This is a genomic window from Campylobacter concisus (assembly GCF_002913715.1).
Classification (GTDB): Bacteria; Campylobacterota; Campylobacteria; order Campylobacterales; family Campylobacteraceae; genus Campylobacter_A; species Campylobacter_A concisus_AG.
Genome location: NZ_PPCE01000004.1, coordinates 281557 through 305960, shown reverse-complemented (window position 1 = coordinate 305960; position 24404 = coordinate 281557). Strand labels below are relative to the sequence as shown.

At 36.4% G+C, this 24404-nt stretch carries 26 protein-coding genes, 4 tRNA genes and 1 other RNA gene; 11 read left to right on the top strand and 20 right to left on the bottom strand.

Annotated features, from left to right (window positions below; all coding sequences use genetic code 11):
• Both ruvB and CYO92_RS02625 read left to right on the top strand, forming a co-directional pair.
• Positions 1-1011: a Holliday junction branch migration DNA helicase RuvB gene (gene ruvB / locus CYO92_RS02630; protein ID WP_103589355.1), complete on the top strand. Its 1011-nt coding sequence runs from the start codon at positions 1-3 to the stop codon at positions 1009-1011.
• A gap of 23 nt (positions 1012-1034) precedes the next feature.
• Positions 1035-2114, top strand: a complete 1080-nt coding sequence (locus CYO92_RS02625; RefSeq protein ID WP_103589354.1) for a cytochrome C — start codon at positions 1035-1037, stop codon at positions 2112-2114.
• On the opposite strand, the gene CYO92_RS09310 is transcribed toward CYO92_RS02625, so the two are convergent.
• Complete coding sequence (locus CYO92_RS09310) at positions 2102-2266, bottom strand: hypothetical protein (protein ID WP_180997984.1); 165 nt, start codon at positions 2264-2266, stop codon at positions 2102-2104. The two genes, CYO92_RS02625 and CYO92_RS09310, sit on opposite strands and share 13 nt — an antisense overlap.
• Positions 2267-2330: 64 nt before the next feature.
• Here CYO92_RS09310 and CYO92_RS02620 point away from each other — a divergent pair, with 64 nt between their 5' ends.
• The 3 genes from CYO92_RS02620 to CYO92_RS02610 are packed head-to-tail and all read left to right on the top strand — an operon-like array spanning position 2331 to position 4637.
• Positions 2331-3371, top strand: a complete 1041-nt coding sequence (locus CYO92_RS02620) for an AI-2E family transporter (protein ID WP_103589353.1) — start codon at positions 2331-2333, stop codon at positions 3369-3371.
• 14 nt (positions 3372-3385) lie between these two features.
• Positions 3386-3757, top strand: coding sequence for an HIT family protein (locus tag CYO92_RS02615; protein ID WP_103589352.1), 372 nt, complete (start codon positions 3386-3388; stop codon positions 3755-3757).
• On the top strand, positions 3750-4637 hold the full coding sequence (locus CYO92_RS02610; RefSeq protein WP_103589351.1) for a cache domain-containing protein: 888 nt from the start codon (positions 3750-3752) through the stop codon (positions 4635-4637). Before CYO92_RS02615 ends, CYO92_RS02610 begins: the two co-directional genes overlap by 8 nt.
• A gap of 43 nt (positions 4638-4680) precedes the next feature.
• On the opposite strand, the gene ssrA is transcribed toward CYO92_RS02610, so the two are convergent.
• Positions 4681-5039: a transfer-messenger RNA gene (gene ssrA / locus CYO92_RS02605) on the bottom strand.
• Positions 5040-5066: 27 nt separating this feature from the next.
• On the bottom strand, positions 5067-5471 hold the full coding sequence (locus tag CYO92_RS02600) for a histidine phosphotransferase (RefSeq protein WP_035167557.1): 405 nt from the start codon (positions 5469-5471) through the stop codon (positions 5067-5069).
• Positions 5472-5557: 86 nt separating this feature from the next.
• Here CYO92_RS02600 and panB point away from each other — a divergent pair, with 86 nt between their 5' ends.
• A complete protein-coding gene (panB, locus tag CYO92_RS02595) occupies positions 5558-6367 on the top strand; it encodes a 3-methyl-2-oxobutanoate hydroxymethyltransferase (RefSeq protein WP_103589350.1) in 810 nt (269 codons plus the stop codon).
• Between the two features lie 47 nt (positions 6368-6414).
• Here the strand turns inward: panB and CYO92_RS02590 are convergent, their stop codons facing one another.
• The 11 genes from CYO92_RS02590 to CYO92_RS02540 all read right to left on the bottom strand — a co-directional run bounded on the left by CYO92_RS02590 (position 6415) and on the right by CYO92_RS02540 (position 13607).
• Entirely contained in the window at positions 6415-7434 is a 1020-nt protein-coding gene (locus CYO92_RS02590; protein WP_103589349.1) for a bifunctional 3,4-dihydroxy-2-butanone 4-phosphate synthase/GTP cyclohydrolase II, read from the bottom strand.
• A gap of 265 nt (positions 7435-7699) precedes the next feature.
• Positions 7700-7776, bottom strand: a tRNA-Asp gene (locus CYO92_RS02585).
• A gap of 8 nt (positions 7777-7784) precedes the next feature.
• Positions 7785-7860, bottom strand: a tRNA-Val gene (locus CYO92_RS02580).
• Positions 7861-7878: 18 nt separating this feature from the next.
• Positions 7879-7954 (bottom strand) — tRNA-Glu (locus CYO92_RS02575).
• A gap of 13 nt (positions 7955-7967) precedes the next feature.
• A tRNA-Lys gene (locus tag CYO92_RS02570) sits at positions 7968-8043 on the bottom strand.
• A gap of 494 nt (positions 8044-8537) precedes the next feature.
• Positions 8538-8798: a 30S ribosomal protein S18 gene (gene rpsR, locus CYO92_RS02565; protein ID WP_021091467.1), complete on the bottom strand. Its 261-nt coding sequence runs from the start codon at positions 8796-8798 to the stop codon at positions 8538-8540.
• 15 nt (positions 8799-8813) lie between these two features.
• Positions 8814-9371 (bottom strand): single-stranded DNA-binding protein, encoded by a 558-nt coding sequence (locus CYO92_RS02560; RefSeq protein WP_103589590.1) that lies wholly within the window; start codon positions 9369-9371, stop codon positions 8814-8816.
• A gap of 13 nt (positions 9372-9384) precedes the next feature.
• Complete coding sequence (rpsF, locus tag CYO92_RS02555; protein WP_103589589.1) at positions 9385-9804, bottom strand: 30S ribosomal protein S6; 420 nt, start codon at positions 9802-9804, stop codon at positions 9385-9387.
• A 77-nt stretch (positions 9805-9881) separates the two neighbouring features.
• Positions 9882-10880 (bottom strand): DNA polymerase III subunit delta, encoded by a 999-nt coding sequence (gene holA / locus CYO92_RS02550; RefSeq protein ID WP_103589588.1) that lies wholly within the window; start codon positions 10878-10880, stop codon positions 9882-9884.
• Entirely contained in the window at positions 10873-12792 is a 1920-nt protein-coding gene (locus tag CYO92_RS02545) for an RNB domain-containing ribonuclease (RefSeq protein WP_103589634.1), read from the bottom strand. Before CYO92_RS02545 ends, holA begins: the two co-directional genes overlap by 8 nt.
• Positions 12789-13607: an HDOD domain-containing protein gene (locus tag CYO92_RS02540; protein WP_021091523.1), complete on the bottom strand. Its 819-nt coding sequence runs from the start codon at positions 13605-13607 to the stop codon at positions 12789-12791. Before CYO92_RS02540 ends, CYO92_RS02545 begins: the two co-directional genes overlap by 4 nt.
• Before the next feature lie 142 nt (positions 13608-13749).
• Here CYO92_RS02540 and ilvC point away from each other — a divergent pair, with 142 nt between their 5' ends.
• Genes ilvC through ruvX form a run of 4 tightly spaced genes read left to right on the top strand, consistent with a single transcriptional unit; the run spans position 13750 to position 17314 of the window.
• A complete protein-coding gene (gene ilvC / locus CYO92_RS02535) occupies positions 13750-14772 on the top strand; it encodes a ketol-acid reductoisomerase (RefSeq protein WP_103589586.1) in 1023 nt (340 codons plus the stop codon).
• 3 nt (positions 14773-14775) lie between these two features.
• Complete coding sequence (locus CYO92_RS02530) at positions 14776-16167, top strand: divergent polysaccharide deacetylase family protein (RefSeq protein ID WP_103589585.1); 1392 nt, start codon at positions 14776-14778, stop codon at positions 16165-16167.
• On the top strand, positions 16164-16934 hold the full coding sequence (locus tag CYO92_RS02525; RefSeq protein ID WP_103589584.1) for a DNA-processing protein DprA: 771 nt from the start codon (positions 16164-16166) through the stop codon (positions 16932-16934). Before CYO92_RS02530 ends, CYO92_RS02525 begins: the two co-directional genes overlap by 4 nt.
• A complete protein-coding gene (gene ruvX, locus CYO92_RS02520) occupies positions 16931-17314 on the top strand; it encodes a Holliday junction resolvase RuvX (RefSeq protein WP_103579911.1) in 384 nt (127 codons plus the stop codon). Before CYO92_RS02525 ends, ruvX begins: the two co-directional genes overlap by 4 nt.
• A 15-nt stretch (positions 17315-17329) precedes the next feature.
• On the opposite strand, the gene CYO92_RS02515 is transcribed toward ruvX, so the two are convergent.
• The 6 genes from CYO92_RS02515 to CYO92_RS02485 form a co-directional block, all read right to left on the bottom strand.
• Positions 17330-18130: a hypothetical protein gene (locus CYO92_RS02515; protein ID WP_103589583.1), complete on the bottom strand. Its 801-nt coding sequence runs from the start codon at positions 18128-18130 to the stop codon at positions 17330-17332.
• Positions 18127-19149, bottom strand: a complete 1023-nt coding sequence (gene queA, locus CYO92_RS02510; protein ID WP_103589582.1) for a tRNA preQ1(34) S-adenosylmethionine ribosyltransferase-isomerase QueA — start codon at positions 19147-19149, stop codon at positions 18127-18129. Before queA ends, CYO92_RS02515 begins: the two co-directional genes overlap by 4 nt.
• Positions 19142-19900 (bottom strand): twin-arginine translocase subunit TatC, encoded by a 759-nt coding sequence (gene tatC / locus CYO92_RS02505; RefSeq protein ID WP_103589581.1) that lies wholly within the window; start codon positions 19898-19900, stop codon positions 19142-19144. Before tatC ends, queA begins: the two co-directional genes overlap by 8 nt.
• Positions 19900-20298 (bottom strand): Sec-independent protein translocase protein TatB, encoded by a 399-nt coding sequence (gene tatB, locus CYO92_RS02500; RefSeq protein WP_087577664.1) that lies wholly within the window; start codon positions 20296-20298, stop codon positions 19900-19902. The genes tatC and tatB overlap by 1 nt, the downstream gene beginning before the upstream one ends.
• Positions 20299-20365: 67 nt before the next feature.
• Positions 20366-21412 (bottom strand): radical SAM family heme chaperone HemW, encoded by a 1047-nt coding sequence (hemW, locus tag CYO92_RS02490; protein WP_103589580.1) that lies wholly within the window; start codon positions 21410-21412, stop codon positions 20366-20368.
• Between the two features lie 54 nt (positions 21413-21466).
• Positions 21467-22351, bottom strand: a complete 885-nt coding sequence (locus tag CYO92_RS02485) for an AraC family transcriptional regulator (RefSeq protein WP_103589579.1) — start codon at positions 22349-22351, stop codon at positions 21467-21469.
• A gap of 106 nt (positions 22352-22457) precedes the next feature.
• Between CYO92_RS02485 and CYO92_RS02480 the strand changes: the two genes are divergently transcribed.
• A complete protein-coding gene (locus CYO92_RS02480; protein WP_103589578.1) occupies positions 22458-24404 on the top strand; it encodes a TonB-dependent receptor domain-containing protein in 1947 nt (648 codons plus the stop codon).

The following is a 24404-nucleotide window of genomic DNA, read 5'->3' as shown; positions in this document are numbered from 1 at the left end:
TTGGATAGAATCGTTGAAATCGAAAAAGTAAGCTTTGAAAATGACTTTGAAATCTCGCTTAGACCGACAAAATTTGAAGACTACATCGGCCAAGAAAAGATAAAACAAAATTTAGACGTCTTTATAAAAGCAGCCAAAAAGCGAAATGAGTGCCTAGATCACGTGCTATTTTACGGCCCTCCAGGACTTGGTAAGACGACCCTCGCTCACATCATCGCAAACGAAATGGGCGTAAGTATCAAAATGACCGCGGCGCCGATGATAGAAAAGAGTGGCGATCTTGCAGCGATCCTTACAAATTTACAAGAGGGCGACGTGCTTTTTATCGACGAGATACACCGCCTAAGCCCAGCTATCGAGGAGGTGCTCTACCCTGCGATGGAGGACTTTAGGCTAGACATCATCATAGGCTCAGGACCAGCTGCCCAGACTATCAAGATAGACCTGCCAAAATTTACGCTAATAGGTGCAACGACGCGTGCTGGCATGATCTCAGCGCCTTTAAGAGACCGCTTTGGGATGGACTTTAGGCTGCAGTTTTACACAAGCAGCGAGCTAAGCCGTATCGTGCAGATAGCCTCTGCCAAGCTTGGCAAAGAGTGCGATAAAAACGCCTCGCTTGAGATCGCCAAACGCTCACGTGCCACGCCAAGGATCGCTCTTAGACTACTAAAGCGAATTCGCGACTTTGCCGAGGTAAATGACGAGCTAATCATTAGCCATGAGCGTGCAAAAGAGGGGCTTAACGCGCTTGGAGTAAATTCGCTTGGATTTGACGAGATGGATATTAGGTATTTAGAAATTTTGATGCAAGCAAGGCGCCGTCCTATGGGGCTTAGCACGATCGCAGCGGCTCTTAGCGAGGATGAGGGCACGGTTGAGGACGTCATCGAGCCATATCTGCTTGCAAATGGCTTTATCGAGCGCACAGCAAAGGGCAGGATCGCAAGTGCGAAGTGTTTTGAGACCTTTAACGTCAAGATCGACATCGAAAAAGGGCTTTTTGAGTAGCGAAATTTAAATTTGGAGCAAAAATGGGCGAGCCACATCTTTGTCCTAAGTGCAAGCAAAGGACGATTTACTTTGACGGGATTTGTTATGAGTGTAGGCAAAAAGAGAAGCTGGAGTTTTATGAAAATTTAAGCAAAGACGAGATCAAACAAAAGCTAAAAAATGTCCTAGCTCACGTAGATGAGATAGGCAAATACGGTGAAATTTATAGCGATCTTGTCTACATTTTCTACCTACACGGCATTTGCGACGAGCAGATCATAAGAGAAGTAACCAAGCAGGGCGAGTACTACCCGTTTGAAATTTACAAAAACGCCACAAGTGACGTCAGGGATGAGCTCATAAATAGCCTAAATGGCGCTGAAAATATCGTAAAAATAAATCACATCCTTTGCGCGCTTGCGTGGCAGGGCGATGAGGTGGTAAGAGAGCTATTTTTTAAGCTCTATAAAGCGCCAAAGCCTTGGAAGGCAAAGCTTCACGTAGATACCGATGGATACGCGCAGGTTGCAGGCTGGAGCTTTGATAGCAGCGGCAAGAGAAGAAGCCTAGTTTTTGATAGGTGTTTTACCTGCCAGCCAAGCCAAAGCGTAGAGGCAAGCATTAAATTTAAAGCACTAAACGATGAAAAATGTAAATTTTGTAGCGGTGAGATGCTGGAATTTACAATCAAAAAAGAGAGCTTAAAACGACTTGGGCTAGAGCTTAAAAACGATGCTGTGCTTAAATTTTGCCCAACATGTGTGGGCCTTGTGCGGTACTTTTGCCAAAATGATGGCAATAGCGTGCAAACTGAGGTAGTAGGTGAGGGTGAGAGCGAAGACTATGTAAGAGACGCTGTAGCGACGCTTGATGGGCAAAAATTTGAGCTAGCCAGTGAGGTTTGCGCTCACTACTCATATATGATAGATAGTGAAATTTTGCTTGGCGGATATCCGCAGTGGCTGCAAGACACCGAGCATCTAGCATGCCCAAAATGCGCTAAAACGATGAAATATCTAGCGCAAATTCCTTTTGGTGCTTTGATAGACGGCGACGGCACGATCTATATGCAAATTTGTGATAAGTGCGAGGTCGTCGGGGTAAATTTTCAGTGCACATAAAAGGCTAAATTTATATGAGCTTTTGAGCTAGAAAATTTACGTAAAACTATAAATTCATCTAAATTTACTAAGCGCCAGTAGCATGCTAAAAATACCAAAAGCCTAGCCACACTTGCTAGCTTTGCAAGCTTGATGGCAAAGAGCTTGAGCAAATATTAGAAGCAAATGAGCAACTTTGATAAATTTGCTATAATTACCCCATTTTAAGGGAGCGAGATGAACAATAGACTATTTTTTGGAATTTTTGTATTTTGTGCTTTGGCTTTGGTGGTCTATCTTTTTAAACCATATCTGCTTGATATTTTTATCGCTGCACTGCTTGCTGTTGCGGTTTCAAATGTCCAAATCGCATTTTTATCGCTCACTAAAAACCGCAAGACGCTTTCATCGGCTCTTACCACATCTGTACTTCTTTGCTTATTTATCGCCCCACTTCTTTATGCGGTGGTTGAGATCGCAAAATACGCAGCTGGCTTTGATATAAACAATGTCACAAAGACTATCGAATTTATTAAAAATTATGATTTTAGGATGCCTGAGTCGATAAATTTTTTAGAGCCAAAGATAAAAGAATTTATTGGCGGACTTGATATTAAGATGCTTTTTTCTCAACTTGCGACAAACCTTGCAAGTCTAGGTAAGTTAAGCCTTAAATTTGGCGTTGATATGATTATTATTTTGGTCTTTTTCTTCTTTTGCAATCTTTATGGCAATGAACTAATCAGCTATCTAAAATATGCACTTCCGCTAAAGCAAGATGACACAGAGTCTATTTTAAGTGAGGTTGGCAACGTGATGAGCGTGGTTTTTTACTCAACCATTGCAAATATGATAATCCAAGGCTTTTTATTTGCTATTGTCACAAGCTTTTACGGCTATGACGGTGTGCTAACTGGCATCTTTTTTAGCTTTGCTTCACTCATCCCAGTTGTTGGCGGTATTTTGGCGTGGGCGCCTATTAGCATTTATGAGTTTGCAAATGGCAACATAGCAGCAGCGATAACTATCGCAATTTATACGATCGTAGTGATCTCATTTGCAGCTGATACGCTTTTAAAACCACTTGTTATTAAATTTATAAACTCGAAGCTGGTTAAAATACCAACAAAAATAAATGAACTTCTTATATTCTTTGCAATGCTTGCAGGAATTACGACATTTGGTTTTTGGGGCGTGATCCTTGGACCAGCGATCGTGACATTTTTTATCTCGACTATCAAGCTTTATACGCTTTTAAGAGAGAGAAATTTTGTATAAAAATAGGAACAAATATGATCTATGAAGATAAATTTATAAAAATCGAGCGTGAAGACAATGAACTTCCTTGGATAAAAATTTTTACCATTAAGCCATTTCGTGAGCTAAGCGATTGCGATGAAGCGAGTAGGGCAAGGCTATTTGAAGCGATGCTTGTAAGTGAAAAGGCGATGCTTGAGTTTTATAAACCAACCAAAATAAACATTGCAAGCTTTGGAAACTACGTGCCACACGTGCATATTCATGTTATTGCTAGATTTAGTGATGACGCATTTTTTCCAGATAGTGTTTGGACTAACCCAAAAAGAAAAAGCGAGCTTGCGTTACCAGAATTTAATAAATTTGCAAAATTTTTAGAAGAAAAGTTAAGGGCTAGTTTTGAATAAATATAAAAAATATTTTAATTTCTATATCGTTTTTATCTTTATTATAGTGCTTGGAGGGCTTTTTTACTTTCTTTACAGCTCTTATATGGCTGAAAAGATGCAAAATAATATGCGAGTCTTTTTTGATTACCAGGTAAAACAGCTTAATAAAAGTATAGATGATGAGAAATTTTCATCAATGGCGATCTCTATCTTGCTTGCTCAAAATGAGTCTATACAAATGTGCTTGCTAGGTCAAAGCCGCGATGAATGCATAAAAAATATCGAAAATTTAACCAAAACCCTTGGCGCAGCATCGATTTATAATAACATTAAGCTTCATATTTATGATAAAGATCTAAAAAGCTATGTAAGGAGCTGGGATCTAAACAGATATGGCGATATGATCGCTAGTAGTAGGTTTTTAGTGCAAGAGTCAAGGAAACAAAATAAGCCAATGGTTGGTATCGAGGCGTGGTATTCTGGAGCGCATATAAGGGCTGTCTCAAACGTAATACGTGATGGTAAAATTATTGGCAACATCGAGGTTTTATTAAATTTTGACTCACTTGGAAATTATTTTAAAAAGCAAGGAATTGATCTATTTGTTCTTTTAGCTAAAGACAAGATGCCATCACGTAAAAGCATTCCAAGTGATCAAATTTTAAATGATTATTACATCGAAAATTTAAGCAGTGCAAATTTAAATATTGTAGGTTTTTTGCGTGATATTAATTTTAAAGAATATGAATTTTACGTTTATAAAACACACTACTTTTGCGTGGTACCATTAATAGACGCTAGCAACACACAGATAGGCTATTATGTGCTTCATGTAAATACCAATGAAAAAGAGCGAAATATTTCACAAAATTATTTTGAGTCAGAAGAGCTTTTTTAATTTAAGCTATTTAATAAAAAATTATTTGTATTTTAGATAAAAATGGTGGAAGCGAGGGGGATCGAACCCCTGTCCAAAAACAAAATGCATACAGCCTCTACACGCTTAGCAAAAGTGAAAATTTCATCTAAAAAGGCTCACTTTCCAAAACCAAAATTTAGACTAAGACTAAAATTTCAGCTAGCAAGCAGTCACTTTGCGAGCCTACTCTAGCTAAATTACTTGCTTTTGTCTTAGCTAGAATTAGACTAAGCAAGGCTCAACTGAACTTACGCAGCTTTAGCGTAAGCAGGAGCGAAATTAACGTTGTTTGCGTTTAAATTTAATTTGAGCTTTTTACGCTTTGCTCAAAGCGACGTGCCACCGTACACACTCTGCTCCTGTCGAAGCCAAGTCGCTCCCAAAAAAATAAAATGGTTAGTGAATTATTTAGTTAAGTTTTGCAGGCACATCAATGATTTTTGGCTCAAGAACACTAAAATATTCAAAATCGTTCTCGACGTCATCTTTATACTTATTAAACTGATCGCTAATAAGTAGCAACCAATCTATAAATTTATCATTTGCTGGCCCTTTTAGACTTCTTGCCTCTTGAGTTATCTCTTCAGCTAAAGTTGTAAGCTTTAATATCGGATCAAGATGCATGAATCCTGCTGCCGATTTAATATTATGAAAAATCCTAGTAAGCTCTAAGATACTATCTTTATATTTATCAGCTCTTCCTAAATTTATTATCAAAGGCTCGAGTAAATCGCACATTAAAGCATAGTGAGATAAAAATTCTTCAACTATATCATAAGAGTAATCTATTTCAAGCCTTTTTAATATACCCATTTTTATGTCCTTAAGAAATTGGCGTAATTGTAGCAAAAATTTGATAAAATTGTTAGCCTTTTAGCTAAAAATCCTTGGAGCTTGCAATGAAAAATGAAAAAACTCAGAAGAAAAAACTAAGCATAAATGATATAAAAAACAAAAAAGGCATTGAGCCTATTGTAATGATAACTGCCTATGATGCGTTATTTGCTAAGCTTTTTGATGATTATGCTGATATTATTTTGGTTGGCGATAGCTTAAATATGAGTTTTAATATGCAAGAAAGCACAATAGGTGCGGACATGAATACCATGCTTTATCATACAAAGGCCGTTTGTAACGGAGCTAAAAATACTTTTATCATGGCTGATATGCCATTTGGCAGCTACACAAATGAAAAGCAAGCGATAAAAAATGCGATGAAATTTTTCAAACAGACAAATGCCGATGCGGTAAAGCTCGAAGTTGACATGCACCAAGTAAATTTAGTAAAACGTCTTTGCGAAGAGGGCATAAATGTTATGGCTCACATTGGCTTAAAGCCTCAGTTTTATAAATTTGAAGGCGGTTATAAGATAAAGGGTAGAAGCGAGATCGAGGCAAAAAAACTAATTGACGAGGCTTTGGCGTTTGAGCAAGCTGGAACATTTGGCATCTTGCTTGAGGGTACGATGAGTAGCGTGGCTAGCGAGATAACAAAGCAAGTTCATGTGCCAGTTATTGGTATCGGATCTGGGGTAAACGTCGATGGACAGGTGCTTGTATGGTCTGATATGCTTGGATTTTTTGAAGGCTTTAAACCAAAATTTGTAAAAAGATATCTTGATGGAGCGGATATTGTAAGAAAGAGTGTGCAATCCTACGCAAATGATGTAAAAGGTAAAATTTTTCCAAGTGAAGAATTTTGCTATTAGGATGATTAATATCCGCGTTAAATAAAAAGCGTCAAAAGGCTATCTATTTAAATTTCTTTATAGCCTTTTATATCAAGACCAAAGCCTGCTAAGCTTACAAATTCTTTATTTTTATTTGAGCTTAAAAGCTCAATTTCGCTTATACCAAAATACTTTAAAATTTGTGCCCCAATGCCATAATCTTTTTGTGAGCTTGCATCGCTTTTATTGCTGTCTAAAAATAGCAACACTCCGCCATTTTTACTTAAAAAATCCAACGACTTTAATAAATTATCAAATTTATCTCCGCTTAAAAGCTCATGATCTTTACTTATTTTTTGAAATTTTACATTAGTTTGCGCTTTTATCTCCCCGAAAATATAGGCAGCGTGGTTTTTATTTTCGTGATCTTTTATGTCATATCTTTTTGCTTCAAAATCACAGATTTTTACACTCTTTGCGGGCGAAACTTCTATTAAGCTTTCGTGGCTAAGTCTGTATTCTACTAATTCAGAAACGCTTATCATATTCAGGTTAAATTTTTTACAGAATTCCTCCAAATAATCACGTCTTGCCATTGTGCCATCTTCTTTTACGATCTCACAAATCGCTGCCATTGGACTAACGCCAGCAAGTTTGCAAAGATCAACTGATCCTTCAGTGTGACCTGTTCGAACGAGTACGCCGCCTTTCTTTGCAATAAGCGGAAATATATGCCCAGGCCTTACAAAATTTTCAGGCACCGAATCAGTACTAGCAGCAAGTCTAATCGTCATATCACGCTCATAAGCACTTACGCCTGTCGTCGCTTCCTTTGCGTCAATTGTGACAGTAAATGCGGTTTCGTGGCTAGATGTATTTTTAGAAACCATTAGCGGCAAATCAAGTCTTTTTGCATTTGCTTCATCCATTGCAAGGCAAAGCACACCTTTTGCATGAGTGATCGCAAAATTTACCTTTTGCATATCGCTGCTTGCCGCCGAAAAGACCAAGTCTCCTTCATTCTCACGGTCCTCATCATCGACCATAATTACCATTTTGCCATTTTTTATATCTTCAATCGCTTTTAATACATTTTCAAATGCCATAAATTTCCCTTATTAAATTTTTACAATTATATTGATTTTTTGATAACTTAGAGATAAAAATATTAATTTTGATTTGTCTTGTATCAATTATTTAGAAATTTTAGAAAAGATTTATTTTTAAATATATACGATTTAGTAGCGATAAATTAGATTTTATTTTTCAATTTATTTTATATGTAAAATTTTAAAACATAAATTTTTAATAAAATACACTATTTTTAAGAATTTCAGTAATTAGGAAAAATAAAAGTCAAAGAATAAATGATGGCGCAGCGGACGGGGCTCGAACCCGCGACCTCCGCCGTGACAGGGCGGCATTCTAACCAACTGAACTACCGCTGCACCTAAAATGGTGGTCGCTATAAGACTCGAACTTATGACATCCACCTTGTAAGGGTGGCGCTCTACCAACTGAGCTAAGCGACCTAAAATTTAAAAAACATCTGGCGACCCTTAGAGGATTTGAACCTCTGTTTCTACACAGAGAAAGTAGAGTCCTGAGCCACTAGACGAAAGGGTCATAAACCCAAAAATGGTGTCCTGCGTTGGATTCGAACCAACGGCCCCCTCATTAAAAGTGAGATGCTCTACCGACTGAGCTAGCAAGACATTTGCTTAAAAAAGAATTGAGATTATACAAAAAAACATTATCACATGTCAAGAAAAGGATGCTTAAAATTTGTTTTTGGCTAATATTAATTGTACGGTTAAGCTGATTTGACATCGGTAAATTTTTAAAATAAAAAATACATAATAAAGGCCATTTGTAAGATATGCGGACACCAAATGGATGAATATTGGATTTACTAAGATATGTTTTTATTGTAAAGTTCTTCTATATTAAGTATCTTACTTTTTAGCCTCATGTGAACAGCTATTGCTATACGATAGATGATGTGTGATTCATAATAGTAAGAATTGTAGTGAATCGACGACATTGATTGCACATATGGCTAAATAAGTTATTTTTGAACTAAAGAGTTGTTTAAAGACGACATATATTTTAAACTGCAGTCAATAAATAAAAATCTATAAGAACATAAATCTAGAATATTTAAGATTAGGATTAAACCCCATTAATAGGGGTTTAATAAATTAAATAATTATAGTCCATCAAAAGGATTTGAAACTACATCTTTGCGATCTACTATGTAAGGTATAATAGCTGCATGACGAGCTCTTTTGATCGCTTTTTCTACCATTTCTTGATGTCTTTTTGATGTGCCAGTTAAACGCCTTGGCATTATTTTAAATCTCTCTGATAAGCAATACTTCAAAAGAGAAGTATCCTTATAATCTATAAAATCAATTTTAGCTTCTGTAAATTTACAATATTTGCGTGAATATTTTCTTTTTTCTGCCATTTTCTATCCTTTAAATTAAAACGGTATTTCGTTGTCGCCATCAAAATTATCGGCGTCAATGTTTATATCAGGGATTTTCTCCTCATAGTACTCTTCTTGTACTTTTTTATTTTGTGGTTGCATTTGCTGTCTTTGTGGCGCTGAATTTTGATATCCACCATTACCATAGCTATTATTTGAACCATTATTTCGTTGTTGCGAGTATGAACTATTTTGATTAAATCCACCTTGACTTTGTCCATTAGCTCCGCTATTTCCGCCAAGCATCTCCATATTTTCAACTACGATTGAGTGCTTTGAGCGGTTTTGTCCATTATTGTCGGTCCATTGATCAAATTTCAATCTTCCTTCAACTAGAAGTTTGGAGCCTTTGCTTAAATATTGATTTGCTATTTCAGCTGATTTGCCAAAGAATGATATGTCAATAAAGCACGTTTCTTCACGTTTCTCGCCGTTAGTATTAAATTTTCTAGTAACAGCGATACCAGAATTTCCTATAGCAGATCCACTAGTAGTATATCTAAGCTCTATATCTCTAGTTAAATTTCCAACCAAGACTACTTTATTGAACATTTTTTATCCTTGATTATTCTTCTGTAAAAGTTTGCTCGTCTACTTTTTCAACTCTTGGCTCGCGTGGTGCTCTTGGCTCGCGAGTCTCTTTTTTGATAGTTTGTTTGATGCCTTTGCAAAGTCTTTCCCAAGCTGCGATTTCGCGTTTATTTTCATATTTAACGCTTAAAAATCTTATGATATCTTCAGTGATCCTTACATTTCTTGTAAGCTCTGTAAGAAGTGCTGGTGGAGCTTTGTAATAGATAACAAAATATGTTCCACGCTCATATTTTTTGATGGTATAAGCTAGTTTTCTAGTGCCCATCTCAACGACAGTAGCGATCTCGCCACCATTTTTTGTTATGACTTCTTTTACAAAGTCAACCCTAGCTTTAACTTCCTCTTCCGTTAGTGTCGGCTTAAGAATAAATAAAAGCTCGTAATGTTTCATTTCTTCTCCTTATGGATATTTAGCTCACTTTGTGAGCAAGGATTTTGCTTTAAGCAAGGGTGGATTTTAGCTTAAAGTTACTTAATATTTGCTGTTGATATGAGATGTTGTAAATTTAAAATGGTTGATAATACAAAAATTTCTTTATCCATTTTTGTGTTTGTTTTTAGCTCTAACTCGGCTAAATTTAGCGTTTTAAATATCTCCAAATAGATATTTAAATTTAGTTTTAAGCTATTTGCTTTTAATAAATTTGCGACATTTACAGGCGGTTGATAACCGATTGCCTCATCTAAATTCAATCGACCATTTATCTTAATGTAAGAGTAAATTTTAAATAGCCTAAAAAATGCTTTGTAAAGCGAGTTTAGAAATAAAATTTCATTAAAATTTGGATCTTCTAGATAGGTAAAAAAGTCATTTTTTATATCTTTTAGTGCCATAAATTTATTGAAAAAGTCATCAAAATTTATCCCACCAAGTCCAAAAACCAGCCTTTTTACATCATCTTGTTCGATGTGGGTGTTTAGGCTCTTTAACTTTGTTAGCTCGCTTGCTGCAAGGTATAAATTTTCATTATGTGTAAAGTAAAGCTCATAAAGTGCGTTTTTGGTTATGTTTAGGCCTATTTTGGCTGAGCTTTTAGCTAGTAAATTTATTGCTTCATCTGGAGTTGAGGGCTTGAAAAATCTAGCAAAATTTGTCCCAAAAGCCTTTTGCGTATCAAAAACTAGTTTCATATCGGACTCATAAAGCTCAAATAAAAAGTAGTTATTCTGGCTTTTTGAGCAAAGCGAGATAAGCTCTTTTAGCTCTTTTGCTGGGATCTTTTTGTCGCTTTTTACATAGAGGATATTTTTACCGCCAAAAAGCGACTGCTCGCTTAGGTGAGAGCTTGCCTGCGCGTAGTTGTACTCATCAAAATAAAGGCTTAATAAATTTGCGTCTTCACTTGAATAAAAGCTCAAAATTTCCTTACCAAAAAGTTCTATCTGAAACTCGTCCGCCCCAAAAAGCAAGAAGTAGTTGCTTAAATTTGCATTTGCTAAATTTAGCTCCAAATCTTTTCTATACATTGATCTTTCTTACCACTTTTGCAAAAATTTTAGCACTCGCGATGTCGGCCTCTGTGATCTTTACGATGAGCTTTTGAAGTAAATTTGCGCTGTATCCAGTTATGAAAATCCTAGCTCCGACAAAATGATCATCAAGCTTAGCAACCAAGACATTTTGGTTTTCGCTCACATAGCAGCGCACCTCTTTGCCGATGTTTGCGGCTGCCCAGCGTGCAAATTTCCTATCCATAAAGTCGTAGGCTACCTTGTCAGCTTCTCTTTCAAGCTCGCTTAAATTTGCGCAGGTGCTTTGGATGTTTAAAAGCAAAAAGTTGTAAAGCTTGTCATCTTTTGAAATTTTAGCCTTTAAGAGCCTATGTAAAATGAGATCAGAATAGCGTCTAATAGGGCTTGTAAAGTGCGTGTATCTATCAAATCCAAGCCCAAAGTGGCCTAAATTTTCACTTGAGTATTCAGCCTTTTTTTGTGACTTGATGATGAGCTTATCTATCTCTTCGCGGTTACCAAGCTCATCGGCTTTTAGCTGTATTTTTCTTATTAAATTTGCAAGATCGTTTTCATAAGTAAAGTCAAGCCCTAAAAGCTGCAAGTCTTCAAGCAAGGTATCTATCTTTTTAAAATCAGGCGAAGCGTGGTTTCTAAAAACGCCCTTTGTGATGAGCTTTGCGGCAGCTTTATTTGCTAAAAGCATGCAGTCCTCGACTAGTCTATGTGAGTCGGAGTCACTTTCAAATCTAGTTTGTAAAATTTGACCCTCTTCATCAAGGCTCATTCTCAGCTCTTTTGTCCTAAAGTCAAATGCGTGCAAAAGCCTTTTTTTGCGAAGCTTTGTGGTGAGTTTAAAAAGTGGCTTGATCCATGAAATTTCACACTCTCTTTTGTCTTCTAAAATTTCATCGATCTCGTCGTAGTTAAAGCGCCTTTTTGAAAGGATGATCGACTCAAAAAGCTCCTCTTTTTTTACCTCATTATTCGCATCAAGTGAAATTTTAAAACAAAATGCAAGACGAGGCACATCTGGCTTTAGTGAGCAGATATTTTCACTAAGCGCACGTGGCAACATCGGTACTGAAATGTGCGGAAAGTAGATTGAAAAGCCTCTTTTTTTAGCCTCGCTATCAATGGCGCTATATGCGGTCACATACTCGCTTACATCAGCGATAGCAACGTAAATTTCGCGCTTTTTTTCATCAAAATATATGGCATCGTCAAAGTCTTTGGCGTCGACTGGATCGATCGTACAAAACTCTAAATTTCTTAGATCAACTCTGTTTGGATACATACTAGCATCGACTTCATCGCCAAAAGCCTTTGCCTCAAGCTCGCAAGCCTCGCTAAATTTATCGTTTTTATTATAAATAGCAAGCGAAATTTTCTCATCACTTAGCGGATCTTCTAAATTTCCTAAAACCTCGACTATCTCGTTGTTTAGGTTGTTTATCTTAAGCAGCGTCCCAAGAGGAAGCATCTTTAGGCTTTTTTGCGTCGCTTTTAAGGTAGTGCTTAGTCCAGTTTTTAAGTTTACCCCTAAAATAGCTACTCCAAAGCGTTTTGTATAGACCACGCTTGTCTCATTTGCAAGCTTTAGGCTCATCACTATCTTAGCACTTTGGCGTTTTTTCTTAAGTGGCAAAAGCTTTGCTAACACAATGTCACCAAGGTGTGAGTTGTTTAAATTTTTATTTTCTACGATGATGTCTTGCTTGAAGCGTTTATCAAATGGCATGATAAAGCCAGTTGCGTTTTGGCTGATGTCTAGCTTGCCACAGACGTAGCCATTGTTTAGGTAAAATTTATCTTTATGAGAGCTTACGGCACCAAGATTTAAGAGATTTCGTAAAATCTCTTTATCTTCGTTTGAAACTTCTTTTTCCTTGATGCCAACTAGTAGTGAGGTTAGAAATTCTTTCACAAATTATCTTTGACTTTAGCGACAGCCATTAAAAACGTATCATGCCCAAAGCCGTATTCGTCAAGAAGAGGTAGAGTATTTTGTATGCTTATATCATCAAGTTGATTAAAGATATTTACAGCCGTTTTTATCACTTTTAGGGCTTTTGCGTAATCTTTTATATGATCTGGTGCCTCTTCTGGATTATTTGAATAGAGTATCGAGCTGCTAAGCTCTGTCTCAAGGTTCCATTGTTCAAAAATTTTAGCCGTAACTTCTTCATTTGACATATCTAAAATTTCTGTTTCAAATAGGGCAAGATCAATTGGGCTAGATATATTTTTAAGTTTTTCTCTAAATTCGACGTCTTGTTTATTTTCGGCTAATTCGTGAGCAAGAACTATCTTGCCAATCTCAAGCATAAATGAAGCTGGAGAGAGAATTTCTAGGCTTTTAGGATTAACTTTAGAATGCCAATTGTACATCAGTGCATTTTGTATTATCGAGATATTTAAAAAATCTTGTGTAGTAATGCCATAAGGCTCTAAATTTATAGAAAAACTCTTTTTAATCGTACTTGAAAGCGCAAAACCTCGAATAGTAGCCATACCAAAAAGAGAAATAGCTCTTGCGATGGTTGTGATCTCTTGAGAAAACCCATAAAGTGGAGAGTTTGCTGAACGCAAGATATTTGCTGTTAGCATCGGATCCTTTTCGACCACTTTTGTAAGATCACTTATTGAGCTATTTTCATCCGCATGTAAGCGTTGAATTTGTATAACTGTGTCATCTAATGGTGGAAGTGCTTTGATTTTTTTAAAAACTGATTCATTCATTGAGTTATCTCTTTTTTTGAAATTTCAGCGTATTTTATCAAAATAAATTATCATAAAACTTAAAAAGAGTTTCTATATATTTCAGCCGAATTTTTGCTGGCTAAAGTTATAATTTTGCCAAATTTTAATAATAGGAGTAACAATGGCTATAAATGTTTATTATGATAAAGACTGCGATTTAAGCCTTATTCAAAGTAAAAAAGTAGCAATCATTGGCTTTGGTTCACAAGGTCATGCACATGCTGAAAATTTAAGAGATAACGGTGTAAACGTTGTAATTGGTCTTTCAAAAGGTGGCAAAAGCTGGGCAAAGGCTGAAGCAAAAGGCTTTGAGGTAAAAACTGTAAGCGAAGCTACAAAGGGCGCTGATGTGGTTATGATTTTAACTCCAGATGAGCTTCAAGCAGAAATTTATAAAAATGAGATCGAGCCAAATTTAAAAGATCACGCTGCTATCGCATTTGGGCATGGATTTAATGTGCATTTTGGTCAAATCAAAGCCCCAGCAAATATAGACGTCATCATGATCGCTCCAAAGGCTCCAGGACACACAGTTAGAAGCGAATTCGTAAGAGGCGGAGGTATACCTGATCTTATCGCTGTTGAGCAAAATGCAAGCGGAAAGGCTAAAGAGATCGCTCTAAGCTATGCTTGCGGTATAGGTGGCGGTAGAACCGGCATTATCGAGACAACATTTAAAGATGAAACTGAAACAGATTTGTTTGGCGAGCAAGCTGTTCTTTGTGGCGGTCTTTGCGCACTAGTAAATGCTGGCTTTGATACGCTTGTAGAGGCTGGTTATGAGCCTGAGATGGCGTATTTTGAGTGCTTGCATGAGTTAAAACTAATCGTTGATCTAATGTATCAAGGTGGCATGGCTGATATGCGCTACTCTATATCAAACACAGCTGAATACGGCGATTACGTAAGCGGCGTAAGAGTAGTTGGCGAAGAGAGCAGAAAAGCTATGAAAGAAGTTTTAAAAGAGATTCAAAATGGCAAATTTGCAAAAGACTTTATCCTAGAGAGAAAAGCAGGATATGTTAGAATGAACGCTGAACGCGGTATAGCTGAGAGAAGTTTGTTAAATCAAACTGGCAAAAAACTTCGCGCGATGATGCCTTGGATAACTAACGGCAAACTTATAGATCAAAATAAAAACTAAGCCTTGAGCGAAAAAAAGACTACAAAAAAGCGACCTACAAAAAAAAGCGTAGGTCGCTCTAATAACAAAACCTATCTTGGTATCGGCATTATCGCGGCTATTTTGATAATAGCACTTAGCGTAGCTCTTAGTATAAAAAATAATGGTGCAGAACAGATAAGCAAAGCAAATGAGCCAAAGATAGAGAAACAAATTTCTAAAAAAGCTGAGCTAAAGGTTGCTAGTAAAGAGAAAAAACAAGAATACGAGAAGAGAAAATACCCTCTAAAATTTGATGAAGATGAAAATTTAAGTAAAATTTTTACCGATCCTAAGCATAAAAGTGAGCTTGCTTTAAATTCAAAAGTTGAGCCAAAAGAGCAAAAGAAGATAGCTGAAGTAAAGAGTGAAGCCAAAAAAGAAGAGATAAAAAAAGAGCAAAACGATACTAAAAATTTACTTGCAAGTTATAAAAATACAGAGCCTAGTGTAATAGAAAATGAACAAAAGATAGAGCCATTTTATAGCTCAAAAATCGAACAAAAAACTGAGTTAAAACCTCAAAATTTTGAAGTAAAAGTCGATCAAAATAAAAGTACTGAAATAGAAAAAAAAGAGAAATTTAAAAACGAGAACATAAAAGTCGAGCCAGCTAAAAAAGCTGAAAATTTAACTACCAAAAAGATAGAAAAAACAAAATATGAAGAAAAAAATATAAAAAAAGATAGCTTTGAAGCGGTACCTTTTACGCCAAATGCCAGCATAAAAGGGCGCGCAAAGCTCGTTATCATAATAGACGATGTGGCGACATTTGAACATGCAAGTATGATAAAGTCGCTTGGCTTAAAAATCACACCGTCTATTTTTCCAGCGACAAAGACTCATCCAGACACGCCAAATATCGCAAGAACATTTGAGTTTTATATGATACATCTTCCGATGCAAGCAAAACACTTTGATAGCCCAGAAATAGGCACTCTCACGATCAATGAGAGCTTTGAGAGCATGCATGAAAAGATAAAAAAGATACGCAAAGACTTCCCGCGTGCAAAATATACAAACAACCACACAGGATCACGCTTTACAAGCGATTTTGACGCTATGGATAAGGCTTATAGGGCGCTGATAGAGCAGGGCTTTGTCTTTGTTGATAGCAAAACTATCGCCCAAACCGCAGTAGCAAGAGCTGCAAAAAAACATAATCAGCCATACATCTCAAGGGATATATTTTTAGACGACGATCCATCGGCTAGTGCTGTTAGACGTGAGCTTGTGGCTGCTGTAAATTTGGCTAAAAAAAGAGGCTACGCGATCGCCATTGGACATCCAAAGAAAAATACGATCTCGGTTATAAAAGAGAGCAAAAATAATCTTTTAAAAGATGTTGATGTGGTTTATTTAAAAGATATTTTATGAGACTTGACTTTATCCCAGAGCCACTAAATAGACTAAAAAATCCACCAAAACAGCTAAATTTTATCGGAGATACTTCGCTTTTATCCTTACCAAAGATCGCGGTTGTTGGCTCAAGAAAGGCAAATGTTTATACAAAAGAGTGCGTTACGGCACTTTGTACAGCACTAAAAAGTGCAAATATCTGTGTGGTAAGTGGTGGAGCAATCGGCGTTGATATCGCGGCTCATAAAGCTGCTATGCCACGAACGATTGGCATTTTTGCGAGCGGACTTGACACCATCTATCCAAGCCAAAATAAAGTGGCAATAAATGAAATTTATACCAAAGCCTTGGCACTTAGTGAGTATGATGAAGGCGAGCCGCCACTTGCTTATAGATTTTTGGAGCGAAACCGCATAGTTGTGGGGCTTTGCGAAGCTTTAGTCGTCGCGCAAGCTGATCTTAAAAGTGGTTCTATGCAAAGTGCAAGGCTTGCAAATGAGCTTAAAATTCCAGTTTATGTACTGCCACAGCGTATGGGCGAAAGCGATGGGACAAATTTTTTGCTTGCAAATAAAAAAGCCGAGCTTATCGATGACTATCATAAATTTGCTTCGCTTTTTGGCGAGATTAAAGAGCAAGAAAAAACTAGTGACGAGATCTTAAAATTTTGTAAAAATGGCGTAAGTCTTGATGAAGTTTTGGCAAAATTTGGCGATATCATCTATGAGTACGAGCTTGAAGGGTTAGTTGAAATTTCAAATCTAAGAGTAAAGAGTTTGCTATGAGAGAGAAATTTATGGCTATTGATGTTGGGTTAAAGCGAATAGGACTTGCTTTTGGTTTTGGCGAGATCGTGACTCCGCTTGAGCCAGTGCTTAGAAAAAATAGAAATCAAGCCGCAAGAGATGTGAGCCAAAAGGTAAATGAATATGCCCCAGATACGCTAGTGGTGGGCGTGCCAATCGGCGGTAGTAGTGAAGATGAGATGAGAAGACGCATCGAGCATTTTGTCTCACTTCTTGATGTAAAGGCAAATATTGTCTATCAAGATGAGGCCTTTAGCAGCAGCGAAGCTAGTGAAATTTACACCAATACAAGACGAGATGGTAGGCTAGATAGCATTTCAGCCACTATTATTTTAAAAAGATATCTTGGGATAAATTAAAAAGTAAAAATCGGTCTATTTCTCGAGAGAATTTTTAAAAGCTAGCTGAAAGCTATCTGTGCTAAAGGGCTGCTTTAATACTGTGACATGATTTGGCAGATCGTTAGCCGACTCATCGCTTTTACAAATAGCTACAATACGAAAATTTTTAATATTTTTAAATTCAAGTATATCCTCTAACATCGCTTCATTTTTTAAAATTTTACTATCAATAAAAATAACAAATGGAGTAAAAATAGAATCTTTTATGTGTCTCATTAGATTGCTAAGGTCGTTTTTGCCGATAACTTTTAGACCTAAAAAATTTATCTGAGCACTAATGGTATCAAACAAAGCATCGTCATCGCAAGCAACTAAGATATTTGTATTTGTTTGATTTTTGATATTTATTTGTCTTTGGATGGCTCTATCGCCTGTTAGTGCCGCGCTAAAAGATATTAAAAATTCTCCATCATTATGAGAGATCATAGATTCATTTGCTTTTTTTAGATAGTCATTTATCTTGCTGAGATAGTAATGACTTGGTCTCATTACGCTATGGCTAGATTTTATTTTAATGTCAAAATGTACAGATTTGGGACTATAATTTTTAAGCTGAAAGAGAATGTAAATGTCTGCATATTCGGTAGAGTAAAGGAAAAATTTGCAAATATTTTCAAGTGTTTTTATGAGATTTGTGGCATCAAATTTTAAAAGCCTTGGATAACTTGGATCGTAACTAAAAATGATGGAATTTTTAGTATCTTGCGCATCTTGGTATATGGCGCTAAGAAAAATTTCCATTCTATTTATGATATCGATAGGTTTATCTTTCATATTATCAACATCCCGTCGCCGTATGAGTAAAATCTATACTTTTCATCAACTGCCGTTTTATAAATCCTCATCGTCTCTTCAAGTCCTATGAAGCTAGTAACCAGCATTATTAGAGTTGATTTTGGTAGATGAAAATTTGTAAGAAGGTAGTTTTGCCTGATAGGCTTATTATTTAGGTTTAAAAATAGCTTGCAAAAGCCGCTTGCTTGCTTGCTCCTTGCAAATTCTTCAACACATCTAGTAACCGTCGTGCCAACGCCAAGGATTGGTTTATTAGAATTTATAATCTCTTGAGCTTGCTCGCTTAGCTCGTAAAATTCTGAGTGCATTTTGTGGTCATTTATATTTTGGCACTCCACACCTTTAAATGTCCCAGCGCCAACGTGAAGCGTAATGTAGGCGACTTCATGCTTTGCTTTTATCTGCTCTAGCATTTGTTCACTTATGTGAAGGCTAGCCGTTGGAGCTGCCACTGCACCGCTATTTTTAGCAAATATGCTTTGATACCAGCTCTCATCATCCTTGGTATCAGCCCTTTTAATGTATGGCGGAAGTGGTACGTGACCGATCTTTTCAAGCTCACTAAAAAGGTGAACATTATCAAGCAAAACGCCATTTTGCGTAAAATTTACCACTCTTGTGCCATCGTCATTTAGCTCAAGCACATTGACTTTTAGATTATCAGGAAAATTTAAAACGCTACCAGCGCTTACTTTACCTCTTATATAGACGCTAAATTTATTCTCGCCTATGGGCTGGTTTAGCATTACTTCGCAAGCCCCACCGCTTTCTTTTTGTCCTAAAATGCGAGCTTTGATAACTTTTGTATTATTAAAAATAACTGCAGCATCATCTGGAATAAGACTAGAGAGATCTTTAAATTTATAGTGTTTTATCTCTTTTGTATTTTTAAAATAGACGAGCAATCTTGCCTCTTCTTTTGGCAAAACTGGCTCTTTTGCGATGAGCTCTTCTGGCAAAAAATAATCATAACTTGAGACGTCGTTTATATTACTCATCGCTTGCTACGTCGCTGTCTTGTTCTTCTTTTTCGTCTTCATCGTCGCTCTTGTTAGCTCTTTTAGCGACGATTATTGAAATTCCATAAAGTCCGATGAGTGGCAGTGCCATTAAGACTTGACTTATCACATCAGGTGGTGTAACGATAGCTGCAAAGATAAAGATAATAACAACAGCGTATCTGAAGTAATCTTTTAGCATCTTGTCATCGACAAGTCCGATCTTTGCTAAGAAAAATGTAATGACTGGTAGCTCAAATGAAATTCCAAAGCCAATCAGCAGTTTTGCAAAAAAGCCAACATATTCGCCAATGCTTGGTAGCGCCTTAAAGAGCTGGCCACCAAAATTTACTAAAAACGCAAAGCCAAGTGGAATCACCACGTAATAACAAAATGCCGCTCCACACGCAAACATAAATGAAGCTGAGATGACAAATGGGATCACATATTTTTTTTCATTGTCATAAAGCCCAGGGGCGACAAATAGCCAAAACTGCCAAAAAATGATAGGTAGCGCGATCACGACACCAGCAAAAAATGCAACCTTCATTGCTGTAAAAAATGGCTCTTGAATTTGAGTGAATATGATATTTGAGCCAGCTGGTAAGACCTGTTTTAGCGGTTCGCTCATCCATGCAAGCAGTGGGTTCCAAAACGTAAAGCAGATGCCAAAACAGACAAAAACGCTTACTATGCTTATAAAAAGTCTCTTTCTAAGTTCGATTAAATGGGGTCTTAGCTCTTCAAACATTACGCCTCTTTTTTATCGTTTAAGATCGCATCTTTAACTAAATTTGTTGGATTTTGTATATTTTCTACCGTTTTTTTTGTATCGCTTACGACATTTTGTATATCGTTTGTGATATCATTTGCGCTTTTTTTGATCTCGTCAAGCTCTTCAAAAGTAAGCTTTTTGCGCACACTTTGTGTACTTTTAGTTATGCTTTCTTTATATTTTTGGGCATCTTCTTTTAGTTCAGCTATCTTCATTTCTTGATCAAATGTTGATTTTGCGTCATTTATGCCTTTTTTAAACATTTTTAGAAATTTTGCAATCTGAACCATCGCGCTTGGCAGCTTGTCAGGACCTAAAACTAACACTGCAATAATGGCGATAACTAAGATTTCAGAAAAACTCATTCCAAACATTTTTGCCTCTATTAAATTTTATTTAAGCTTTGTATTTTATCTTGACTTTGCTCAAAATTTTATAAATTTAGCCCTCGATAAAGAGTGCGATTTCGTCGCTTAGTAAGAAATTTGGATTGTAAAATTTACCATTTTTAAAGAGCAGTTTTTCATTTTCTACAAGTAGATTCGCCCTTTTTTTCTGAGCCTCACTTAATTGTCCAGCCTCCACACCAACTATGCTTCTAAGCCCTAAAAATATATGCTCTCTTACTAGCTCGCTTTGACTTAAAATTTCTTTTTTTCTGTAAGTTGGTTGTGAGATGTAGGCATCTATGCTATTTTTGGCGTAGTATCTCGTGCCATCCACGAAGCCCACGCTAAAAGCGCCCACGCCAAGATAGTTTTTGCCTTGCCAGTAGCCAAGATTGTGCTTGCAAATTTGGCCGAAATTTGAAATTTCATACTGCCCAAAGCCAGCTCGCTTGATCTGCTCTATCATAAATTTAGCCAAAGTGTCGCTATCTTTTTTATAACTTTTTTTACCAGCAAATGGGGTGTTTTCTTCAAGAGTGAGCGAGTAGGCGCTTAGATGCGTGATAGCAAGACTTTTTAAATTTTCAGTTTCAGCCAAAAGGCGCTTTTTAGTGTCAAATTTGGTGTCGTAGATGAGGTCTAAATTTATATTGCTAAAGCCAGCTGCCCCGGCATTTTCAACTGCTTTAAAAATTTGCTCCCTGCTGTGAATGCGCCCAAGAAATTTAAGCTTATCTTCAAAAAAACTTTGAGCACCAAAGCTTATGCGATTTGCCCCTAAATTTTTTACATGCTTTAGCCAAGCAAGGCTTGCTGAGTTTGGATTTGCTTCAAGTGTGATCTCGGTTTTAGTCGTGCAAAGAGGCGCTAAAATGCTAAAAATTTCATCATAAAATTTAGCATTTACCGCACTTGGTGTGCCGCCACCAAAAAAGATAGTAGAAATTTCTTTTACATTTTGGCTTTTTAGCTGAAAATTTAGATCAAGGCAAAGTGCCTTAAAATAGGCGCTAACCTTGTTAAATTCGTCATCACTTGAGCCAAAAGCACAGTAGGGACATTTGCTTTCACAAAATGGCACGTGGATATAAACTTGCAAATTTCTCTCTTTTTAAATTTTGGCGATTATAAGAAATTTGGCATTTATAGCAGTTTAAAAGTAGCTTTTTGTCTTTAAGAGTTTGCTTGGCAAAAAGCCAAAATTTATCTTAAAAATTTTTGCAAAATGTGCAGTATTTGCGTAGCCTACGATATTTGCGGCTTCTTTTATGCTTATATCATTTTGCTCTAAAAGAGTAAAAGCCAGCTTTAGACGCTCTTTTGCTAAGAGTTGGTAGATCGTATCTTTGAAAAATAGCTTAAAATTTTTCTTTAGCCAAAAGTCATTTGTGCCACAAAGATGGGCTAGCTCTTTGATGCTTGGAGGATTTTGCATACGACTTAACAAGATCGTTTTAGCCCTTAAAAGAGTCTTTTCTTCGTCACTGCTAAGTGAAATTTCGCTCTCTTTTCGTATTTTACTTTTATAAATAAGCTCTAAAATTTTTGATTCGGTAAAAATTTCTCTCATCGCGCCTTCATATAAATTTGTCGTTTCAAGTTCATTCAAAACGCAAATTTGAGCTAAATCTTTTTTGTATTTTAATAGCTCAAATTTATCATCAAATCTAAGTCCAGCAAATATCTCAAGCTTATTTGCATAGCTTTCGTCAAAAAGTAGTGTTTTAGTCTTATAAAATTTATTTTGATACTCAAAGACACCTTTAAAATCGTCATTAACAAGCCCAATGCAAAATTCATCTTTGTTTAAAATATACTCTTTTCTATCAAGCTTAAAGCAAAGATCGTTTTTATCCTCATTAAACATTAAAAATAGATATTTTTTAGACTTGTGGCGATCTCTTTTTATCTTGCCATTACATAAAATTTCACTTTTTAGATAGCTGATGCCACTGCTTTGCTTGAAAAACTCCACGCTTACTTGTTTTTCCTTTTGAGATATCTTGCTCGTTCCATATTTTTTGTCTAAATTTATCATTTTATCCCTCAAGCGTTAAATTTAATCCCTTTAGCGTTACATATGATATTGATAACGATTATTTAATTTTAGTAAAATGTGCATTAAATTTTTATAAGGAGTTTTTGTGAAAAGTGCATTAAAAATTTCTATTTGTGCGGCAATTTTTATAAATTTACCGCTTTTTGCAAATGAAGATAAGGTTCTGCCAGAGGTTAAAGTAGTGAGTGCAACAGGATTTGAGCAAAATATCAAAGACGCACCAGCAACGCTTAGCGTTATAACCAAAGAGGCATTAGAAAAGAAAAATCATAAAGATATCGAGAGCATGACAAAGGATATCCCAAGTCTTTTTGGAACGACTCCCGAAGCGGCAAATAGACGAGGAATTTCTATACGTGGATTCTCTCCAAGATTTACTAAAATTTTAGTAAATGGTATGCCAGTACCAGGTGACAACGCCTATAAAGGGCTTAGAAGCGTTGGAGGCTCATATAGTTTCATCCCGCCAGCAAGTGCGATAAGCCGTATCGAAGTGATACGTGGACCTATGAGCTCGCTTTATGGAAGTGACGCGTTAGGCGGAGTTATAAATATCATAACAGATGAGTTTAGTAATGAATTTGGCGCAAATCTTGGCTCAAGCTATAAATTTGCTAGAAATAAAAATATAAGCGGTGAGTTTTACAACAGCCTTTATTTGCACTCTGGACTAATTGACGATGTTTTAAGTGTTTCTGTTTATGGTAAAAATTTAAATAAATCAGAAGATAAAATTTCTTATGCAAATAGAGAGCAAAAGGATAGAAATTTTGGTGCGAAGCTCTTTTTAAAGCCAAATGAAAATAATGATCTTACGCTTGAGCTTGCAAGAAGCGATGTGAAATATAAAAGAACTAAAGGCAAAACACTATCAACTGGCACTAACTCAGTTGCTAGCGAGAGAATAAAAGGCGATGTGATAAATTTAAGCCACGAAGCAAGGCTTGATAATATCTTGCTTCAAAGCTATTTATCTTATGGCAAGATAAAAGAGATAGCACAACAAAATTTGACGCTAAAGACTCTAAATTTTGATACAAAAGGCTCATATTTTACTGATAATAACGCCTTTACCTTAGGACTAAATACTAAAAAAGAAAAGCTAGATGAAAAGGCAACTACAGCGGACGCTGCGAATGTAAAAAGGTATGATTATTCGGTCTATGCTGAAGATGATTATCGCCTTATAAAAGACTTCATTTTAAGTACAGGTATTCGCTATAACTACGATGAGAACTATGGTTCGCACGTTTCACCAAGAATTTATGGTATCTATAGCTTAAATGACTTTTTTGCCTTAAAAGGCGGAGTTAGCACAGGTTATGCGACACCTGATATCAAGCAACGCACGCAAGATCTTGCTTTGCCATTTGCTGGAGGACGTGGAGCACAGCTTGGTAGAAGCAGCCTTAAGCCAGAGACAAGCGTAAGTTATGAATTTGGCGGCGTTTATAATAACAATGAAGGTTTTGAAGCTTCACTAACTGGCTTTTACACAAGTTTTAAAGATATGTTAAGTTACAGGCCTATATGCTCAAGAGGCAGTGTTTGCAGGCATAAAGGCAAAATTTATCCAAATGGTATTTGGGAGAGTATAAATATCGGTAAAGCTGAAATTTATGGAGTTGAGCTAACAAATGAGTGGCAGGTGACAAATGCTCTTAGACTAAATCAAAGCTATGTTTATACAAAATCAAAACAAAAAGATGGATCAGAAGTTGGCAAAAGCTTAAACAACTATCCGCTTCATACATTTAAATTTGGAGCGAACTACGAGCTAAATAGATGGCTAAATTTCTGGTCACAGATAAATTATTATGGTAGAACTAAAAACTCATTTAGTTATGCTGATGATATGAGAGCTTACGTTATCGCAGACCTTGGCATAAACTACAATGTAACTAAAAATTTCAGCCTAAACTTAAGCGTTTATAATCTCTTTAACGAGTTTTTTACGACAAGATCAGGCAGATATGATGTTTTGATAGTCGATGGACAAAAGATCGAGCTTGGCTTTAATTTGAAGTTTTAA

Bases quoted from the DNA above. Each gene is read 5' to 3' on its own strand.
- panB (WP_103589350.1), top strand. From the start codon at position 5,558: ATGAAAAATGAAAAAACTCAGAAGAAAAAACTAAGCATAAATGATATA.
- rpsF (WP_103589589.1), bottom strand. From the start codon at position 9,804: ATGAAACATTACGAGCTTTTATTTATTCTTAAGCCGACACTAACGGAA.
- CYO92_RS02515 (WP_103589583.1), bottom strand. From the start codon at position 18,130: ATGAAAGATAAACCTATCGATATCATAAATAGAATGGAAATTTTTCTT.
- ruvX (WP_103579911.1), top strand. From the start codon at position 16,931: ATGAGAGAGAAATTTATGGCTATTGATGTTGGGTTAAAGCGAATAGGA.
- CYO92_RS02615 (WP_103589352.1), top strand. From the start codon at position 3,386: ATGATCTATGAAGATAAATTTATAAAAATCGAGCGTGAAGACAATGAA.
- CYO92_RS02560 (WP_103589590.1), bottom strand. From the start codon at position 9,371: ATGTTCAATAAAGTAGTCTTGGTTGGAAATTTAACTAGAGATATAGAG.
- CYO92_RS02590 (WP_103589349.1), bottom strand. From the start codon at position 7,434: ATGGCATTTGAAAATGTATTAAAAGCGATTGAAGATATAAAAAATGGC.
- CYO92_RS02540 (WP_021091523.1), bottom strand. From the start codon at position 13,607: ATGAATGAATCAGTTTTTAAAAAAATCAAAGCACTTCCACCATTAGAT.
- ilvC (WP_103589586.1), top strand. From the start codon at position 13,750: ATGGCTATAAATGTTTATTATGATAAAGACTGCGATTTAAGCCTTATT.
- tatB (WP_087577664.1), bottom strand. From the start codon at position 20,298: ATGTTTGGAATGAGTTTTTCTGAAATCTTAGTTATCGCCATTATTGCA.
- CYO92_RS02600 (WP_035167557.1), bottom strand. From the start codon at position 5,471: ATGGGTATATTAAAAAGGCTTGAAATAGATTACTCTTATGATATAGTT.
- rpsR (WP_021091467.1), bottom strand. From the start codon at position 8,798: ATGGCAGAAAAAAGAAAATATTCACGCAAATATTGTAAATTTACAGAA.
- CYO92_RS02620 (WP_103589353.1), top strand. From the start codon at position 2,331: ATGAACAATAGACTATTTTTTGGAATTTTTGTATTTTGTGCTTTGGCT.
- CYO92_RS02625 (WP_103589354.1), top strand. From the start codon at position 1,035: ATGGGCGAGCCACATCTTTGTCCTAAGTGCAAGCAAAGGACGATTTAC.
- CYO92_RS02525 (WP_103589584.1), top strand. From the start codon at position 16,164: ATGAGACTTGACTTTATCCCAGAGCCACTAAATAGACTAAAAAATCCA.
- holA (WP_103589588.1), bottom strand. From the start codon at position 10,880: ATGTATAGAAAAGATTTGGAGCTAAATTTAGCAAATGCAAATTTAAGC.
- queA (WP_103589582.1), bottom strand. From the start codon at position 19,149: ATGAGTAATATAAACGACGTCTCAAGTTATGATTATTTTTTGCCAGAA.
- CYO92_RS02485 (WP_103589579.1), bottom strand. From the start codon at position 22,351: ATGATAAATTTAGACAAAAAATATGGAACGAGCAAGATATCTCAAAAG.
- tatC (WP_103589581.1), bottom strand. From the start codon at position 19,900: ATGTTTGAAGAGCTAAGACCCCATTTAATCGAACTTAGAAAGAGACTT.